Below are 17,650 nucleotides of genomic sequence, written 5' to 3' on the forward strand. Positions count from 1 at the left end.
TTAATCTTCGCACGGCTGCACCCCGCGCGGATCGGGGTAAACCCTGAAGTTCAAAAATCAGGGCGTTCCCCGATGGTGGCGTACCTCGCGGTGCGTCACGATATAGGTATGAACACCGCGACTCTCAACCAGATGTGGGACACGCGCCCGCCCCGCATCCCGAGAAACCAGGGCGGCAATGCCATGATTGCCGGTGTCTGCGAAGGCATCGGCGTGCGTTACCAAATCGACCCGGTCCTCGTCCGCGTGGCTTTCGTTGTTACCGCGCTCGTCCTCGGCGGCGGCATCGCGCTCTACGCCCTGGCATGGATGTGCATGCCGCTCTACGGCAAGGCCACCGCACCCGTCCAGGACCTCTTTGGCAAGGCCGACGGCCCAAAGTCCGAATCCAGCCTCGCCATCGGGCTCATCATTCTCTTCGCCGCCACGGCCGGCTTCGGCCCGCTGTTCGGCGAGAAGCAAACCCTCTCCACCGTCGTCATCTTCATCCTCGCCGCCGTAGCCTGGTACGGACTGCACCAACACCAACCCATCCCGCCCGCCGGCGTCCTCGCGTCGCCGATCCCCGATACCACCCCGGGCCCCGATATGTCCGCCTTCACCCCCGTCGAAGGCTACCCGTTTCCGCCGGGGCGCACGACCCCACCGTCCTGGGATCCCCTGGGCACGGTGCCCGAGGCCTGGCATCTGCCCGACCCAGCGCCCTACAAGCAGCCTGAGCCAAAGAAGAAGCACCGCGAAGGCGTCATTGCGGCCATCGCGATTTCCGCCGCCGTCATCGCCGGCCTCGGCTTCGTGCTCACCATGACCATGACCAGCGAGGACGAGACCTCCAGCGACGTACGGTTTACCCCGCACGATGGCGCGGAGCTGCAGGACCTCTACGACAATGGCATCGGCAAGCTCACGCTCGACCTGCGTGAGCTGGAGCTCGACTCCCCGCGCACCGTGACCGTCGACAACGGAATTGGTGCCACGGAAGTCTACCTGCCGGACAACCTGCCCATCGCGATCGAATGCGACGCCGGCATTGGTGAGAGCAACTGCGTTCCACGCACAGATCCAGGCGCTAAGCTGACATTAATTATTGATAACGGAATTGGCACTACTACTATTCACGAATAATGAAAAAGAAGACTATCGCTATCACGACCGCCGCCCTCGCCGTCCTCACCGTGGGCGGTGGCGGCGCCTACTACCTCACCTTCGGCCCCGACGGCGTGGTGCTCACCGCCGCCGATGTCACGACCGTCGCGGCGAAGGACATCACGCAGTCCGTGCCCGCCACGGGCTCGATCGCACCCGCCCGCGAGGTCTCGCTCGCCACGACGCAGACCGGGCCCATCGTCACGCTCGACGCGAAGGTCGGCCAGCGCGTCACGGCCAACCAGCGCCTCGCCTCCTTCGACACCTCTGCTACCGAACGCGAGCTCCAAAGTCAGCGTGCCGCTCAGGCCGCGGAAGAAGTCGGCGCGTTCAATCAGGTCGAGGACGCGCAGCTCCAGCTCAACCAGCTCCAGGACGCGTTGGATCAAGGCCTCAACGGCGAGGTCAATGCCGCCCGCGCCTCCGTGGACACCGCGCAGCACAGCTTCGACGACGCGCAGCAGGCCGTCGCCGAGTCCCGCGCCGCCGCAGATCCTTCCGTCGCCGAAGCCGCCGCCGCGGTAGACACGGCCCGCGCTGGGCTGCGCACCGCGAATAACGCATCGCTCCAGGCCGCGCTCGCCTCGCTCGGTGCTGCTGGCGAGGCCACCGCAGACAGCGCCACCATGGCCACGTCGCTGCTCGCCTCGACCGAGGCGGATGACGCGGTCAGCGACGCCCAGAACCAGGTTGACCGCGCCGAGGAGTCCTACGCCCGCGCGCTCGAGGCCGTGGACCGCGAGGTCGGTGCCAAACAGCGCGCCGCCAACGCTGCCTACGCCCAGCTTTCCGATGCCCAGCTCGCCCAGCGCGCCGCCGAGCTCAGCGCCCAACAGCAAATCGACGCGCAGTCCCAGGCCGTCAACCACGCCCTCAAGTCCGCCGCGGGCGCACGCGTCGCCGCCGAGGAAGCCAATGCGAAACTCGAGTTCGACATCTCTGGTTCTCAGCTATTTTCTCCGCTTAATGGAGTGATCACGTCCGTCACCGCGCAGCAAGGCCGCCCCGCCGAGGGGCCACTGCTCGCGATCGCGGATGACTCGTCCCTCCTCGTCAAGGCAACGGTCAAGGAAGCCGACATCGCGGATATCGAGGTCGGCGACCACGTCACGTTCACCTCCCCCAGCCAGCCGCATAAGGAGTACACGGGCACCGTGTCCTTCATCTCGCCCGTCTCCGCCGCCCCCGCCGCCCCCGCCGCGCCCGCCGAGGCCGCCGGCTCCGGGGCCTCCGCACCGGCGGCGAGCGGCACCGGCACGGGTTCGGGGAAGGCCGAGTTCCCCATCGAAGTCCGCGTGGACGGCAACCGCGAAGGCCTGCGTTTAGGTTCCACGGCAAAGGTCAAGGTCGTCACGCACGAGGACAAAGACGCGCTGACGGTTCCGCTCAGCGCGCTCATCGATGGCGACAAAGCCGTGCTCGTCGTTTCCGACTCCGGCACCATCGAGCGCCGCGACGTGAAATTGGGCACCCGCACCGATTTCGAAGCCGCCGTCACCTCTGGCCTCCACCGCGGCGACCGCGTACTCACCCAGGGCGCGGCCCACGAAGGCGACGTAGGCCAACAGGCATCCCTGCCCGACGCAGCGAGCGGAGAGAAATGAGCCTCATCGACATGCGAGGCATCGTCAAGCGCTTTAACGAAGGCACCGATGCCGAAATCACCGTCCTGCCCGGCTGCGACTTTCAGATGGAGCCCGGCGAGTTCGTCGCCGTCATTGGCCAGTCCGGCTCCGGCAAATCCACGCTCATGAACATCATTGGGCTGCTCGACCGCCCCACCGCAGGCGAGTACTTCCTCGGCGGTGAGGACGTCTCCACCTACGACGATGACGCGCTCGCCCGCCTGCGCGCCGACAAGCTTGGCTTCGTCTTCCAGAACTTCAACCTCATCGGCCGCATCACCGCACTCGCCAACGTGGAGATGCCCATGGTCTACGCCGGCGTGCCCCGCCGCGAACGCGCCCGCCGCGCCGCCGAGCTCCTCGACCTCGTAGGCATGTCCGAGCGCGCCAGCCACCTGCCCAACGAGCTCTCCGGCGGCCAGAAGCAACGCGTCGCCATCGCCCGCGCGCTCGCCAACAACCCGGAGGTCATCCTCGCCGACGAGCCCACCGGTGCCCTTGACTCCCAGACCGGCCGCCTCGTCATGGACCTCTTCCACGAGCTCAACCGCGAGCGCGGCACCTCCATCGTGTTTATTACCCACAACCCGGAGCTTGCCGCCGAGTGCTCGCGCACCGTAACCATGACGGACGGGGTGCTGAAATGAATCTCACCGAATCTTTGCGCATGGCGCTCACCTCGCTGCGCACCAATAAGATGCGCTCGCTACTCACGCTGCTGGGCGTCATCATCGGCATTGCCGCCGTCATCGCGATCCTCACCCTCGGCTCCGCGCTCAAGGGCCAGTTCACCTCTGACCTCGACAAGGTCGGCGCCAATAACTTCCAGGTCCAGGTCAAGGAACGCACCGACGAAGGCGAGACCGACTACCACGTCGAATCCTCCGTCGACGACCCCGATTCCCTCCTCACCCCCGAACAGCTCGAGCAGGTTCGCACGGCACTCGCGCCCGACGTCGAGAGCGTCATCATCGGCGAATCCGACACGTATCCGGGCGACCTGGAGTTGGAGGGGGCATCGGAAAGCTCAGCGGTGATGGTGAAACCAACCAACCCGGACTACGTGACGGCCTCGCAGTTCACCGTCCGCACCGGCCGCGCGCTCACGGACGACGACATCGCGGCCGACCGTGCCGTGACCATGCTCTCCGCCACGACCGCCACCGAGCTCTTCGGCGACGCCGACCCGGTGGGCCAGACACTGAATTTTGCCCCGCTCGACGGCACGGATCTGGAGCTCACCGTCATCGGCGTCTACGACACCCCCGACACCGGCGCGCTCATCGGTGGCGGCGAGGCCGAATACGCGCTCGTGCCCTATACTCTCGCTGCCCAGCTTTCCGATGCCCCTTTAGCCGGCGAGGCCTTTTCCTCCGTGTCCCTGCGCGCGGCGCCCGGCACGGACAAGGCCGCGCTCGGCGCGCGGCTCCAAGCGGCCTTCGACTCGATGTACGCCGACAACGAGGAATACCGCGTCGAGGTCACCGACTTCAGCAAGGACCTCGCGAGCCTCAACCAGCTGCTCACGGCGTTGTCCGCGGCAATTGCGGCAATCGGCGGGATCTCGCTGCTCGTCGGCGGCATCGGCGTTATGAACATCATGCTGATTACCGTCACGGAGCGCACGCGCGAGATTGGCGTGCGCAAGGCGCTCGGCGCGCGGCGGGGTGACATCCGCCTGCAGTTCGTGACGGAGGCCATCATCGTGTGTCTCATCGGCGGGCTCATCGGCGTGGTGCTCGGCTCTGTGGCGGGCATGATCGGCTCGTCGCTCATGGGCTACTTCGTGTTCCCGCCGCTCGGCGCGATTGTGGTCTCGCTGCTCTTCGCGCTCGCCATCGGGCTCTTCTTCGGCTACTACCCCGCCGGCAAAGCGGCAAAACTCGACCCGATTGAGGCGCTGCGCTACGAGTAGCCTGGCTGCATAATTCATTTCGGCAACGACTACAACGAAACCGCCCATCCCGCCGTCCTCTCCGTGCTCGCGCCCGCCGCAGCCGTGTACTTCATGGTGGGCGGCACGCAGGTCAACACCCCGGCCCAGGAGGCCGGGCTCTCGAGCAAGTACGTCTGCCAGTTCTTCGAGGAACACGACGGCCTACGCGCGGTGCGTTTCTGCACGTCCTGGTCCACGCGCGACGAGGACGTCGACGCGCTTTGCGCCTCCATCGCCCAACTCTAGGTCTACCCCTGTTCGAATACCCCTGTTCGACAAATACATTGGACAATCGGTTGCAGGCTTTCCGACGCCTCCTTAACCTCCGTGGCATGACCGTCTCGATCTTCGATGCCCTTGCTCTCGGCGTCGATTCTCTCAAGGAAGCCGCTGGACTCACCGTGGCTGAACTCCGCGACCGCGGCCTGACGCTCGCCGACGCCACGTTCATCCACCCCTTGGCCGCCGTCTATTGGCGCACTAAGCCCAAAGGCATCGCCGAGGCCCGCAAGGCCGCCCGCACTGCCGGTCATTCCCTGCGCGTGCTCGCCCGCATCGAGGTGCTCGCCGCGCGCTGCGACGACCCTAACGCCGCCCGCATCACCTTGTGTGGAACCGCGGAGACCAAGCTCGATGAGGTCGGCGCGAGTCTTGCCAAGCCGAAAACCCGCGTGGAGTCCGCCCGCCATACCTATGGCAAAGACGGCTGGCACCGTTTGGTGATTAACACCCAAGACCCGTGGCTGATGGACATGCTCAGCGCGCTGCCCGGCGACGACCTGCTCGACGGGTTCAAACAGTTCGTCGCCGACGGAGAACAAATTCAGGCCCCAGCCCGTGCTGCGCACGTAGTTATTCGTCTCGACGAGCATGAGGAGTACCTCGCCGAGGGCAAGCTCATTCGTGCCACGGATGGCACGGTGCGCCCGGCTCGTTTGCTTGTGCAGGAGAAGTTGGCGGAGGTCGGCTACGTTACGTTGGTGACTGATTGGGGGGAGCCGGTGGATTGCTTTAAGTCGACGCCGATCTTCAACGAGAAGCAAACACTCATGGCGTTCGCGCTGCATCCGCAGTGTATTCACCCGGGATGTGTGACCCCGGCTCTGTTGTGCGAGCGTGACCATTTCATCCCGCGGAACAAGGGCGGCGACACGAACGTCGCGAACCTTGTGCCGCTGTGCCGGTTCCATAACGGACGCAAGGCCGACGGGGATTCGTATACCCACGATGCCGAGGGCAATTACTGGTACGTCACGCCCTACGGCAAGCGCTACCTCTGCACCGTGGACTAACCCCCACAAACGACAACCCGCCCCGAAAGGCGGGTCATTCGACATGCCGTTTTAGTTTTTCGTGCCGCCGAAAACGTCGGACATGGCGGTGGCGTCGAGGGCCGCATCGATGTCAGCGACCTCGTTAGCGGTGAGCACGATGTCGGCGGCGGCGAGATTCTCACGCAAATGCTCGGGCTTGCGGCTGCCGGGATGGGCACCGCGCACTTCGCGATGAACTGCGCACCGAGCTCCTCGCCCACTCCCCGCTGCTGGCGTTTAGCACCCATGTGTCCAGGCTCCGCCCAAACCGCGTGTCCGTCCCGCTTGCCGATGCCCCCGGCCCGCACGCCGCGGCGCCCGCGCGCGAACTCTACGAGGCGATCGTTCGCGACTAGGCTGATTCGACGTGAAGCCACAACATACTCCTGCCGAACGCCGCGCTGCCGGCAAAGCAGCCCGCAAGCACACCCCGCGCCGTACCCTCGGCTCGTGGCAGCCTGCCGAGGACCGCGACCCTTTGGGTATCATCCACGCGCAGGCTCCGGCGCGCGTCGCGGAGCTGCTGCCGCTGCGCTACGCGCGGATGGGGGAGTCGGCGTTCGCGTTCTACCGCGGCGGAGCGGCGATTATGGCGGCGGACCTCGCGTCGTTGGCTACCTCGGGCATCACGGTCCAGGCCTGCGGAGACGCGCATATCTCGAACTTCGGGCTCTTCTCTGCGCCGGATCGGCGCACGGTCTTCGACCTCAACGATTTCGATGAGACGTTGCCCGGCCCCTGGGAGTGGGACGTTGCGCGACTGGTGACCAGCGTGGAAATTTGCGCGCGCGAGCGAGGCTTTGATCCGGAGGAGCTTGTCGAGTCCACCGTTGCCGCCTACCACCGGGCAATGTCTCGTTTCGCGGACATGGGCAACCTCGACGTGTGGTACACACGCTTCGAGATGGAGGCGACACTCGATGAATTCGGTGGACGACTGGGCAAGAAGTCCGTCAAGAGCGTGCGCAAGCTCATCGCGAAGGCCCGTGCCAAGGACAGCCAGCGTGCGGTGGGCAAGCTCACAGAGGTCGTCGACGGGCAACGCCGCATTATCTCGGATCCGCCGGTGCTCGTGCCGCTGCGTGATCTCGTGGAAGGCCCCGAGCGCGAGCTTGCCGATGCCGTCGTGCGCGAAGCGCTGAGCTCCTATCTCGCCACGCTCGCACCAGAGCGAGCCAGCTTGCTGCGTCAGTACCGCTACCAGGATGCAGCGATGAAGGTCGTGGGCGTGGGCAGCGTGGGCTTGCGTGCGTGGATGGTGGTGTTCGAGGGCAACGGCGAGCACGACCCGCTTGTGCTGCAAATCAAGGAGGCGCGGCCGTCAGCACTCGCGCCCTATCTCCCGGCAAGCGAGTACGCTCATCATGGTCAGCGCGTCATCGAGGGCCAGCACGCCATCCAGGCGACGGCGGATATCCTGCTCGGCTGGACGCAGGTGGGCGACCACCACTTTTACGTGCGCCAACTTTGGAATGGCAAGGGTTCCATCGATCTCGATGACCTCAGCGCCGAGGAACTCAACGCGGTCGCCGTGCTCTCCGCCGTCACGCTCGCCCGCGCCCACGCCCGGACCGGTGACCGACTAGCCATCGCGGGCTATCTGGGTAAAGGTACCGCCTTCGAGCGCTCCGCCGCCCGGTTTGCGCGGGCCTATGCCGACCAGAACGAGGCCGACTGGCAGGCGTTTCGCGCCGAATTCCTCTAAAACGCGCGCAGCGCCCCGCCGAGATCGGCGAAGCGCTGCGGGGCGGGCGGGACTATTCCCACTCGATGGTTCCTGGCGGCTTGGAGGTGCAATCCAAGACCACGCGGTTGACGTCCTTGACCTCGTTGGTGATACGGGTGGAGATCTTCTCCAACACGTCATAAGGCAGGCGGGTCCAGTCTGCGGTCATGGCGTCTTCCGAAGACACCGGACGCAGCACGATTGGGTGGCCGTAGGTGCGGCCGTCGCCTTGAACGCCGACGGAGCGGACGTCGGCAAGCAGTACCACCGGGCACTGCCAGATCTCGCCGTCCAGGCCAGCGGCAGTCAGCTCGGTACGCGCGATGAGGTCTGCCTCGCGCAAGGTCTCCAAACGCTCTTCAGTAACCTCGCCGATGATGCGGATGCCCAGGCCCGGGCCCGGGAACGGCTGGCGCGCCACGATTTCCTCGGGCAAGCCCAGCTCGCGGCCCACGGCACGCACCTCGTCCTTGAACAGCAGACGCAGCGGCTCGACGAGCTCAAACTCGACGTCGTCAGGCAGGCCGCCCACGTTGTGGTGGGACTTGATGTTCGCCGTACCGTCACCGCCGCCGGACTCCACGACGTCCGGGTACAGCGTGCCCTGGACGAGGAAGTCAACGGAGGAACCTGCGGGGGCGTCGTTAAGCACGCCTGCAACAGCACGCTCGAAGGAACGGATAAACTCCGCACCGATTGCCTTACGCTTGGCCTCCGGCTCGGTAACGCCGGCGAGCTTGGCAAGGAACGCCTCGCGTTCGTCTGCGGTGACGAGCTTTGCGCCTGTCGACGCCACGAAGTCCTTCTCCACCTGCTCACGCTCACCCGCGCGCAGCAGGCCATGGTCGACGAAGACACAGGTCAGACGGTCACCGATAGCGCGCTGCACCAACGCGGCAGCCACAGCGGAGTCCACTCCGCCGGACAGGCCGCAGATGGCGCGGCCTTCCGGACCAACCTGCTTCTGGATATCAGCGATGAGCTGCTCCGCAATGTTGTCTGCGGTCCAGTTCTGCTCGAGGCCTGCGACCTCGGTGAGGAAGCGGGTAAGCACTTCCTGGCCGTGCGGCGAGTGCAGTACCTCTGGGTGGTACTGCACGCCTGCCATGCGCTTTTCAAGGCACTCAAAAGCCGCCACCGGCGCACCCGCCGAGGAGGCAGTAACCTCGAAGCCTTCCGGAGCCTCGGAGACAGAGTCGCCGTGGGACATCCACACCTTGTGTGTGGCCTCGAGGCCCTGGTGCAGGACGCCGCCGGAAACGTTGACGTCGGTGCGGCCGTATTCACGAGAGCCAGTCGAGGCGACCTTGCCGCCGAGCGCTTGGGTCATAGCCTGGAAGCCGTAGCAGATGCCGAAGACCGGGATGCCCAGCTCAAGCAGCTCGGGCTTCAGAGAAGGAGCGCCGTCCGCATAAACAGAAGACGGGCCGCCGGAGAGAATCAGAGCGACCGGATTCTTGGCCTTGATTTCTTCCACGGTGGCAGAGTTGGGAACAACCTCGGAGTAGATGTTGGCCTCACGGACGCGACGTGCGATGAGCTGCGCGTACTGAGCGCCAAAGTCCACAACGAGGACTGGACGCGGAGTAGTGGTTGGGTTAGTCACGCGCTACAGTCTAGCCCATTGAACCGCCTTTAAATACGGGTACCCCAGTTCGTTGTGGGAAGCGGTGGCCGCTACACTTCGAGCTCTGGCGCGCGGGCGAGCGCGTGCTGCGTTGCCGTGGTTAAAGCGGCGCGGACGTTGCCGTCTGAAAACTCGTCACTCGGATAGTTCCGCGCACGAGTGAGGTCGAGGCGAGGACGCGGGACTCCGCTTCGTCGGAAAGCGCAAGCATTCGACCTGCATATTCTGCCAAAATCTCACCTTGCTCGGTAAGCCGGATACGCCGCCCGACGTCACGTTCGCAGTGCGCGAGTTGCTGCGAGATAGCGGAGTACGTGTACCGCAAAGCTTCCGCCACTGCGGTTACGGTTCCGAGGCGTTGCAGCTCGGTGCGGCGCTCGCAGTGCAGCTTTTCGACGACGGCGGCACCTGGGACCGCGAGCAGTGGCTCGCCGCAGCCGCGCTCGGACTCTCGCTGGGCATGATGAACGGCTTCTTCTACGCGGCCATCGCGCTGATTATCATGGCCTCGGTACTACAGACGATGGTGCTTGCGCGCGGCACAAAACCGAAACTGCGACGGGTGCCAAGGAAGGCACACCGCCGCAGTCGGGCAAAGGTCGGTTAGCGTACTGCCAGGCCAACCTTCTGGAAAGACTTCAGATCCGTGTAGCCGCACTTAGCCATCGCACGCTTGAGCCCACCGACCAGATTCAGCTGGCCGTGTGGCTCATTAGACGGGCCGTGCAAGATGACCTCGAGCGAAACCTGCTCCGGCTCCGATAACGGCGCGTATCCTGCCGCGATGAGGTCCACGTCCGCAGCTTCGATGACGCCGCGTGGGAAACGCGGGTGGCCAGCCGTCGACGGCCAGTAGTAACCCTTACCGCCTGCCTCTGCAGCGCGGGCCAAAACCGGGCCCAAGACCACAGAATCAGCGCCGCAGGCAATCGCCTTGGCGACGTCAGCGGAGGTGTAGATATCGCCGTCGGCAAGCACGTGCACGTAGCGGCCGCCGGTCTCGTCGAGGTAGTCGCGGCGAGCGGCAGCGACGTCGGCAATGGTGGTTGCCATCGGCACATCGATGCCCACGGTCTCGGCGTTGGTATTAACGCCAGAGCCCACGATGATGCCGGCAGCGCCAGCACGCATCAGGTGCAACGCAGTAGTGTAATCCGCCACGCCACCAGCGATAACCGGCGTATCGATGGAACCGATGAACTCCTTCAAGTTCAGCGGCTCACCGCCCTGCTGCACGTGCTCCGCAGAAATCAACGTGCCCTGGATAAACAGGATCTCAGCACCCGCCTTGATAACCACCGGTGCCAATTCCCGCGCGCGCTGCGGCGACACACGCACCGCGACGGTCACGCCGGAGTCACGCACCTGTGCGATGCGCTCTGCCAACAGCTCCTCATTCAGCGGCGCTGCATGCAGCTCCTGCAGCGTGGAAAGGTCGAAAGGATTCTCGGTGACCTTCACCAAAGCCGCCTCTAGGTCCGCGTGACGGCCCCACAGGCCCTCCGCGTTGATGACGCCCAAGCCGCCCTGCTTGCCCATCTCGATGACGAACTCGGGCGTAGCCAACGCGTCGGTTGGGTGGGAAACCAGCGGGGTATCGAAGGTATAGGCGTCGATGTTCCAAGTGGTGTCGACGTCTTTAGAAGAACGGGTACGGCGGGTAGGGACCAAGGAGATCTGATCAAGATCGTAAGTACGGCGTGCCTCACGGCCGATACCGATTTCAACGTAATCGCGCATGTTCTCTTTCCTCGAAAGATTCGTTTAGCGGTAGTTCGGAGCTTCGATGATCTGCTGCAGGTGGTGCGGGTGAGATTCCTTCAGGCCCGCCGCGGTGATCTGGACGAAGCGCTTGGTCTTCAGCTCCTCGATGGTGGCCGAACCGGTGTAACCCATGGAAGCGCGCAGGCCGCCGATGAGCTGGTGCACAATGGCATCGATGTCACCGCGGAAAGGAACGCGACCCTCGACGCCCTCCGGAACCAGCTTGTCCTCGCTCTTAACGTCGGCCTGGAAGTAGCGGTCCTTGGAGTAGGAGCGCTTCTCGCCGGTAAGGCCGCGGCCCTGCATAGCGCCCATGGAGCCCATGCCGCGGTAGCGCTTGTATTGCTTGCCCTGAACCACGACGATATCGCCAGGTGCCTCGGTGGTGCCTGCGAACATGGAGCCCAGCATGACGGTATCTGCACCGGCAGCCAATGCCTTGGCGACGTCGCCGGAGTACTGCATGCCGCCATCACCAATGACCGGCACGCCAGCTGGACCAGCCACTGCCGCAGCTTCCATGATGGCCGTAATCTGCGGAGCGCCAACGCCAGCGACGACGCGGGTGGTGCAGATGGAGCCTGGGCCGATGCCGACCTTGATAGCGTCCGCGCCGGCCTCAATCATGGCCTTCGCCGCCTCGCGAGTAGCGAGGTTGCCGCCCACGACGTCGACCTTGGAGCCGAAGTCCTTCTGTACACGGGAAACCATCTCCAGCACGCGGTTGTTGTGCGCATGAGCGGAGTCGACGACGAGGACGTCAACGCCGGCGTCGACAAGCGCGCCTGCTCGAGCATAGGATTCCTCACCCGTGCCGATACCCGCTGCCACCAGCAGTCGTCCGGAGGAATCCTTGGAGGAGTTCGGGAACTGCTCGGTCTTTACGAAGTCCTTGACCGTGATCAGGCCAACCAGCTTGTTGTCATCATCGACGATAGGAAGCTTCTCAACCTTGTTGGAAGAAAGCAGCGCCAGCGCCTCCTCCTTGGCCACGCCCTCCTTGGCCACAACCAGCGGCATAGGGGTCATAATCTCGGAGACTTTGCGGCCGAAGTCCGGCTCGAAACGCATATCGCGGTTGGTGCAAATGCCCAGCAAGGTGCCCTTGTCATCGACGACCGGCAGGCCAGAAATGCGGAAGCGTGCGCACAGCTCGTCGACTTCCTGGATGGTCATATCCGGGCTAGCGGTAACAGGGTCCGTCACCATGCCGGACTCAGAGCGCTTGACGATTTCCACCTGGGTTGCCTGATCCTCAGTGGACAGGTTGCGGTGCAGGACGCCAATACCGCCCTGGCGTGCCATGGCGATTGCCATGCGAGCCTCGGTAACGGTATCCATGGCGGCAGAAGCCAGCGGAACGCCGAGACGAATGTTGCGGGTGAACTGCGCCGAGGTGTCCACCTCGGACGGAACGATGTTGGATTCTGCCGGCAGCAGCAGAACGTCATCAAAAGTCAAGCCGTACAGGGCTACCTTGTTTGGGTCATCGCCGCCGGTGAGAATGTGATTATCGCTCATGGGTTAAGGACACTCCTTAAATAAGGCCAAGATGGTTTCGCGGTAACCACAACTGTAGTGCTTAAAGCACCCCGAATGGTAGCCGGGCCACCCCGTAAGAAAGGTAAGCGAACCCCAATGAGGAATTGCCTAAAGGGGGTGGAAGTTTATAGGCTCGCAAAGGTGAACTTCTTCGCCAATATGCCACGCGACCCATTCGCAGACGATCCCAACGACCCCGCTTCCTTCCTGGAGGAAGACGAGCAGGTCATGCCTTTGTCCGAGGAAGAACGCTTGGCTATCATCCACGACCTCGCCTTGGTACAGGAATTCGCCCGCGTGCTGGGCCCGCGCGGAATCGACGGCATCTTCTTTCTATGCGAGGACTGCGAAGAAAGCCACTTCTACGAGTGGGACATCATGGCTGCTAACATGCGCGCCACTTTGGACGGCGAACTCGCCCCGGTGCATGAGCCGGGCGCGCAGCCGGACCCCACGCGCTACGTCCCGTGGGATTACGCCCTGGGCTACATGGACGGCCTAGACGCCCGTTAAAAAGAAATTCCCTACCTCGCTGTGAGGCAGGGAATTTTTTAATACTGCTGGTTTACTGCTGCTGGTTTTCGCCGAGGTAACCATCAGGGCCTTGGCCCTCAGCGGTGTCCGTGGCGACTGAAGTTGGTTCGGTCTGCTCGCCAGTTTCCTGCGAGGGCGTATCCGGAGCCACAACCGTAGAGGTGATGGTCTGGTATTCCGTTACGGTTACCGGCGCTGGCTCTGGGCTAGATGCTGGGACTTCCTTTTCCAGGGTCTCCGTCGCAGTTACCGTAGAACGCGCTGCGGGGAATGGCTTGGTAGCCGGCGTGGCCGAGGGCTTTTCCGCGGAGGTAGGCTCCGGCTGCGAGTTGCGTGATTCGTCGATGATACGGCGCGCTTCATTAAGCAATTCGCGAGTGCCGGCCATGTCGCCATTTGCAGAACGACGGTCCATTTCCTCGAGCGTGCCTGCAAGCTCCACGGAGGAAGCATCCGAGCTGCCAAACATGGACTTGTGCACGTCGTAGAGCGGAGAACCAGGGCCTGCGTTGTAGACGGCAGTACCAGTACCGGCAATGACCAAGGTCGCCGCCGCTGCACCAATTAGGCCGTTGACGAAAGGCCGCGAACGACGCCTCTTGGAGGCCGCGGCCAGAGAGATAACCTCAGCTTCCTCGTCGGCGCCTTCGATAACCGGAGCTGGCGGCATTTGCTTTTCGACGTCGTCACGCAGCTCGAGAAGCAAGCCCGCCAACTCGTCTTCCCCAGCAGAAGGGTCCTGGCCCTGAGAAAGGCTAGTCAGGAATGCGTCATCGTCGACCAAAGGCTGCAGTTGCTCAGAGATATTGAGCTGTGGCTCATCCTTCTTCGCCATGATGGCCTCCCTTCCTTGAATGAGATATGGACATATGAGATTTGAGAAGATACGCGCTTGCGCTATTGACCAGAGGCGCCGATAGCCTTGCGCAGTTGTGCCAATGCTCGATGCTGCGCCACGCGTACCGCACCCGGTGTAGATTCCACGATTTCCGCAGTCTCCTCGGCTGTAAGGCCCACGAACACGCGCAAGATGACTATGTCTCGAGCTTTGTCACTTAATGTATCGAGCAACTCCCGCACTCTGTTACTACCATCCGTGACCAGCGCAGATTCCTCTGGATTTGCGTCTTTGGCCGCGCTTTCCGGGACTTCCTCGGCGGGGTTGGAGTGGTCTCGACCCATGGCGCGGTGCGCATCGGTGACCTTGTTGAAGGCAATGCCATAGACGTAGGCCATGAACGGGCGGCCTTTGTCCTCGTAAGAGTCGATGGATGTGGCAACAGCGAGGCAGATTTCCTGCGTGACATCTTCTGGCGTGGGTTGGCGCCCGCCGCCGATGCGTGCGCGGCAGTAGCGCAGCACCTGCGGGTGGATAATCCGCATGATCTTCTGGAGTGCGCGACGGCTGCCGTCAGCAGCTAGCGGCACGAGGTCCGCTAGCTCTTTATCGGTATCGCTCACTGTTTTTCCTTGGGGTTTTCCTTGGGGTTTTCCTTGGGGTTTGCTGCTTTAGTTTTCGCCTTAGCCCTTACACCCTAGCCCGTTCGGGTGGATTTATATCCTTTTACTCCCGGCGCGCCAAAAGTTCATACACCGTTTACCTTTGCTGTTCGTGCAGTTCAGACCCGCTAAAAATGCCCTCCGCGTAAAGAATCCATATAGCGTAAACAATCCGGTAACCATTCGTTTACCACGTGCGTCGAAACTTCTAAATCGTCTTATTCCTCCATTGCGCGAATTCATGCGCGCAGGGTATTTACTAAAGGAGTTTTGAACATGTCTCAGCCCCATTCACTTCCCGGCCCTAACGCTGACTTTTGGGATTGGCAGCTGCAGGGTGCATGCCGAGGAGAGAATTCGGACGTGTTTTATCACCCAGACGGCGAGCGTGGCCGCGCTCGCGCCCAACGTGAGAACCGCGCTAAGGCAATTTGTCAGTCCTGCCCGGTCCTCGAGCTATGCCGCGAGCATGCGCTAAGTTCCGCGGAACCGTACGGCGTGTGGGGCGGCATGAGCGAATCCGAGCGCGTGGCTGCTTTGCGCACCCGCGCTACGGTCACTGTTTAGGGGTCACCGTTTAGGCCACATATTCAGCGAGGTAACGCCCAGTCACAGAGGAGGCGTTGCCGGCGAGTTCGCGAGGGCTGCATGCGGCAACCAACCCGCCACCTGCGGAGCCTGCCCCGGGGCCTAAATCAATGATGTGGTCCGCGTGTGCGACCACAGCTAGGTGATGTTCCACGCACACCACGGTGTTGCCTTCCTCGGCCAGGTGGTCGAGCAATTCGAGCAGCTTATCGACGTCCGCCAAGTGCAAGCCCGTCGATGGCTCATCCAACACCAAAACATCAGCCTGCGCCTTCTTATCCGCCATGTGGACGGCCAATTTCAGGCGCTGACGCTCACCGCCGGAAAGGGTGTTGAGTGGTTGGCCCAAGGTGATATATCCCAGCCCCACGGCGACCAGGATCTCACAGACCTTCTTCGCAGCGGCAACTTTATTTTCCGCGAAGTAAGCCGCAGCCTCAGCAGCTGGCGTTTCCAATACGTCGGCGATGTTTTTGCCGCCTAGCTCGTAACGCAGCACGTCTTCGGAAAAGCGCCTGCCTTCACAGACCTCACACGGCACGTCAGCGCCGTCCATGAATCCGAATTCCACGTAGATGACTCCCGCACCATTGCAATTTGGGCACGCGCCTTCGGAGTTCGCAGAAAACAGGGCAGGCTTGACGACGTCGCTTTCAAAACTGTTCGCCTTCGCAAACGCCTTGCGGATGGAGTCCAACGCGCCGGTATACGTCGCGGGGTTGGAGCGACGCGAGCCTTTGATCGGGGTTTGGTCGACGAAGAAGATGCGTTCTTGGACTTCTTCTGGCAGGCACGCCAAAAGCGAGGACTTACCGGAACCGGCCACGCCGGTAATCGCGCTGAGCACCCCGAGCGGGATGTCTACGTCGATGCCGCGTAGGTTGTTGCGCTGGGCGTTATGGATTTCGATGGCGCCCGAAGGAGTGCGAGTTTCTTCCTTGAACTGGGCGCGGTCCGCCAGGTGGCGGCCGGTTAAGGTATCCGCCTCGCGCAGTTTATCGACGGAACCGGTAAAGACCACTTCCCCACCCTGGCTGCCAGCGCGGGGCCCTAAGTCGACGACGTAATCGGCAATAGCGATGGTCTCCGGTTTATGCTCCACCACGAGAACGGTGTTTCCCTTATCGCGCAGCTGCAGCAAGAGTTTATTCATCCGTGCGATATCATGCGGGTGCAGGCCGGCGGTGGGCTCGTCGAAGACATAGGTGGCGTCGGTAAGCGCGGAGCCCAAGTGACGTACCATTCGGGTGCGCTGCGCCTCGCCGCCTGAGAGCGTGCCCGTGGCACGACTCAAGGTAAGGTAGCCCAAACCGATTTCCACCGCATTAGCCACCGAGCGCCTAATCGAGGCCAGCAGCGGCGCGGCGGACGGGGCGTCGATGGCAGAAAGCCACTCGTCGAGCTCAGTAAGCTCCATGTCGGAGACATCGGCGATGGACTTGCCTGCAATAAAAGATTCGCGGGCATGCTGCGCCAGACGTGTGCCGCCGCAGTCGGGACAGTCCGCGAAGACCACTGCGCGTTCCACGAAGGCCTTCATATGTTTTTGGAGGCTATCTTTGTCCTTCGACAGCACGGAGGCCTGCAAGCGCACAACAAGACCTTGGTAGCTCATGTTGATGCCGTTGATTTTGGTCTTGACGTCGCTCAGGTAATACAGCGCGTGTTTTTGCTCCTCTGTGAAATCCTCGACCGGCTTATCTGCCGGGTACAACCCTGACTCTGCGTAGGCCTTCCACAGCCAGGAGCCGACTTTCATGCCGGGGTACAAGATGGCGCCGTCGTTTAGGCTCAAGGACTCGTCCACGACTTCTTTCAGGTCGATTTGCGAGGCGCGGCCCATGCCCTCGCAGGTCGGGCACATTCCACCGGTCCGCTCAAAACGGCGAACCTCTTTCACGCCATTGACCTCGATAGCGCCCTGCCCGCTGGCGGAAGGAACGTTGAAGGAATACGCCGCCGGGCCGCCCACGCGCGGAGAGGCAATGCGCGAGAAAAGCACGCGCAGAGCGCCGGTGATATCCGTTGCGGTACCGAAAGTGGAACGCGAGTTGGCTGCCATCCGCTCCTGCCCCACCACAATGGCGGCGGTAAGGCCACTGAGCTCGTCGACGTCGGGATGGGCCTGGGATTGCATAAAGCCCTGCACGAAACCCGGGTAGGTCTCGTTGATAAGCCGCTGAGATTCTGCAGCGATGGTTCCGAATACGAGAGAGGACTTGCCAGAACCAGAGACACCGGTGAACACGGTGAGTTTCCGCTTAGGGATATCGACGCTTATCTCTTTGAGATCATTATCGCGCGCGCCGACAACGCGGATGAATTCTTGATTGTGCACCTAGCCATCCT

18 protein-coding genes are annotated in these 17,650 nt (G+C 62.9%); 10 read left to right on the forward strand and 8 right to left on the reverse strand.

The features are described from left to right. Positions 1-108 precede the first annotated feature (108 nt). The 6 genes from HMPREF3169_RS07280 to HMPREF3169_RS07305 all read left to right on the forward strand — a co-directional run bounded on the left by HMPREF3169_RS07280 (position 109) and on the right by HMPREF3169_RS07305 (position 5,999). Entirely contained in the window at positions 109-1,125 is a 1,017-nt protein-coding gene (locus HMPREF3169_RS07280) for a PspC domain-containing protein (RefSeq protein WP_070456035.1), read from the forward strand. Continuing rightward, the gene (locus HMPREF3169_RS07285; protein WP_070456036.1) at positions 1,125-2,750 is read left to right on the forward strand and encodes a permuted SH3 domain-containing protein; all 1,626 of its coding nucleotides are present in this window, start codon (positions 1,125-1,127) and stop codon (positions 2,748-2,750) included. Before HMPREF3169_RS07280 ends, HMPREF3169_RS07285 begins: the two co-directional genes overlap by 1 nt. Continuing rightward, the gene (locus HMPREF3169_RS07290; RefSeq protein WP_061920640.1) at positions 2,747-3,418 is read left to right on the forward strand and encodes an ABC transporter ATP-binding protein; all 672 of its coding nucleotides are present in this window, start codon (positions 2,747-2,749) and stop codon (positions 3,416-3,418) included. The genes HMPREF3169_RS07285 and HMPREF3169_RS07290 overlap by 4 nt, the downstream gene beginning before the upstream one ends. Beyond that, on the forward strand, positions 3,415-4,686 hold the full coding sequence (locus HMPREF3169_RS07295; RefSeq protein ID WP_061920638.1) for an ABC transporter permease: 1,272 nt from the start codon (positions 3,415-3,417) through the stop codon (positions 4,684-4,686). Before HMPREF3169_RS07290 ends, HMPREF3169_RS07295 begins: the two co-directional genes overlap by 4 nt. Before the next feature lie 63 nt (positions 4,687-4,749). Beyond that, positions 4,750-4,953: a hypothetical protein gene (locus HMPREF3169_RS13250; RefSeq protein ID WP_061920637.1), complete on the forward strand. Its 204-nt coding sequence runs from the start codon at positions 4,750-4,752 to the stop codon at positions 4,951-4,953. Between the two features lie 86 nt (positions 4,954-5,039). Further along, positions 5,040-5,999 carry an HNH endonuclease signature motif containing protein gene (locus tag HMPREF3169_RS07305; RefSeq protein WP_070456037.1) on the forward strand — a complete coding sequence of 320 codons (960 nt, stop codon included), beginning with the start codon at positions 5,040-5,042 and terminating at the stop codon, positions 5,997-5,999. 51 nt (positions 6,000-6,050) lie between these two features. On the opposite strand, the gene HMPREF3169_RS13125 is transcribed toward HMPREF3169_RS07305, so the two are convergent. Then, positions 6,051-6,206: a hypothetical protein gene (locus tag HMPREF3169_RS13125; protein WP_168162625.1), complete on the reverse strand. Its 156-nt coding sequence runs from the start codon at positions 6,204-6,206 to the stop codon at positions 6,051-6,053. A gap of 181 nt (positions 6,207-6,387) precedes the next feature. Here HMPREF3169_RS13125 and HMPREF3169_RS07310 point away from each other — a divergent pair, with 181 nt between their 5' ends. Next, positions 6,388-7,725, forward strand: a complete 1,338-nt coding sequence (locus HMPREF3169_RS07310) for a DUF2252 domain-containing protein (RefSeq protein WP_070432347.1) — start codon at positions 6,388-6,390, stop codon at positions 7,723-7,725. Positions 7,726-7,777: 52 nt separating this feature from the next. On the opposite strand, the gene guaA is transcribed toward HMPREF3169_RS07310, so the two are convergent. Next, positions 7,778-9,352, reverse strand: coding sequence for a glutamine-hydrolyzing GMP synthase (gene guaA / locus HMPREF3169_RS07315; protein ID WP_061920626.1), 1,575 nt, complete (start codon positions 9,350-9,352; stop codon positions 7,778-7,780). Between the two features lie 121 nt (positions 9,353-9,473). Then, positions 9,474-9,605, reverse strand: a complete 132-nt coding sequence (locus tag HMPREF3169_RS13520) for a hypothetical protein (RefSeq protein WP_256374585.1) — start codon at positions 9,603-9,605, stop codon at positions 9,474-9,476. Positions 9,606-9,614: 9 nt separating this feature from the next. On the opposite strand from HMPREF3169_RS13520, the gene HMPREF3169_RS13600 reads away from it, so the two are divergent. Next, complete coding sequence (locus tag HMPREF3169_RS13600) at positions 9,615-9,980, forward strand: hypothetical protein (protein ID WP_062042182.1); 366 nt, start codon at positions 9,615-9,617, stop codon at positions 9,978-9,980. Here the strand turns inward: HMPREF3169_RS13600 and HMPREF3169_RS07325 are convergent. Together HMPREF3169_RS07325 and guaB are read right to left on the reverse strand one after the other, a co-directional pair. Then, positions 9,977-11,113 carry a GuaB3 family IMP dehydrogenase-related protein gene (locus HMPREF3169_RS07325; protein ID WP_070456038.1) on the reverse strand — a complete coding sequence of 379 codons (1,137 nt, stop codon included), beginning with the start codon at positions 11,111-11,113 and terminating at the stop codon, positions 9,977-9,979. The two genes, HMPREF3169_RS13600 and HMPREF3169_RS07325, sit on opposite strands and share 4 nt — an antisense overlap. A gap of 24 nt (positions 11,114-11,137) precedes the next feature. Beyond that, positions 11,138-12,658, reverse strand: a complete 1,521-nt coding sequence (gene guaB / locus HMPREF3169_RS07330; protein WP_062042188.1) for an IMP dehydrogenase — start codon at positions 12,656-12,658, stop codon at positions 11,138-11,140. Positions 12,659-12,820: 162 nt separating this feature from the next. Between guaB and HMPREF3169_RS07335 the strand changes: the two genes are divergently transcribed. Beyond that, a complete protein-coding gene (locus tag HMPREF3169_RS07335; RefSeq protein ID WP_062039157.1) occupies positions 12,821-13,192 on the forward strand; it encodes a DUF5319 domain-containing protein in 372 nt (123 codons plus the stop codon). A gap of 52 nt (positions 13,193-13,244) precedes the next feature. Here HMPREF3169_RS07335 and HMPREF3169_RS07340 read toward each other — a convergent pair whose 3' ends face one another. After that, on the reverse strand, positions 13,245-14,048 hold the full coding sequence (locus HMPREF3169_RS07340; RefSeq protein ID WP_210385628.1) for a hypothetical protein: 804 nt from the start codon (positions 14,046-14,048) through the stop codon (positions 13,245-13,247). Between the two features lie 62 nt (positions 14,049-14,110). After that, positions 14,111-14,674 carry a sigma-70 family RNA polymerase sigma factor gene (locus HMPREF3169_RS07345; protein WP_061920618.1) on the reverse strand — a complete coding sequence of 188 codons (564 nt, stop codon included), beginning with the start codon at positions 14,672-14,674 and terminating at the stop codon, positions 14,111-14,113. Positions 14,675-14,989: 315 nt separating this feature from the next. Between HMPREF3169_RS07345 and HMPREF3169_RS07350 the strand changes: the two genes are divergently transcribed. Next, positions 14,990-15,280 carry a WhiB family transcriptional regulator gene (locus tag HMPREF3169_RS07350; protein ID WP_061920616.1) on the forward strand — a complete coding sequence of 97 codons (291 nt, stop codon included), beginning with the start codon at positions 14,990-14,992 and terminating at the stop codon, positions 15,278-15,280. 10 nt (positions 15,281-15,290) lie between these two features. On the opposite strand, the gene HMPREF3169_RS07355 is transcribed toward HMPREF3169_RS07350, so the two are convergent. Continuing rightward, complete coding sequence (locus HMPREF3169_RS07355) at positions 15,291-17,639, reverse strand: ATP-binding cassette domain-containing protein (RefSeq protein WP_070456039.1); 2,349 nt, start codon at positions 17,637-17,639, stop codon at positions 15,291-15,293. Positions 17,640-17,650: the final 11 nt, after the last annotated feature.

It is taken from the genome of Corynebacterium sp. HMSC08C04 (genome assembly GCF_001807495.1).
Lineage (GTDB): Bacteria > Actinomycetota > Actinomycetes > Mycobacteriales > Mycobacteriaceae > Corynebacterium > Corynebacterium simulans.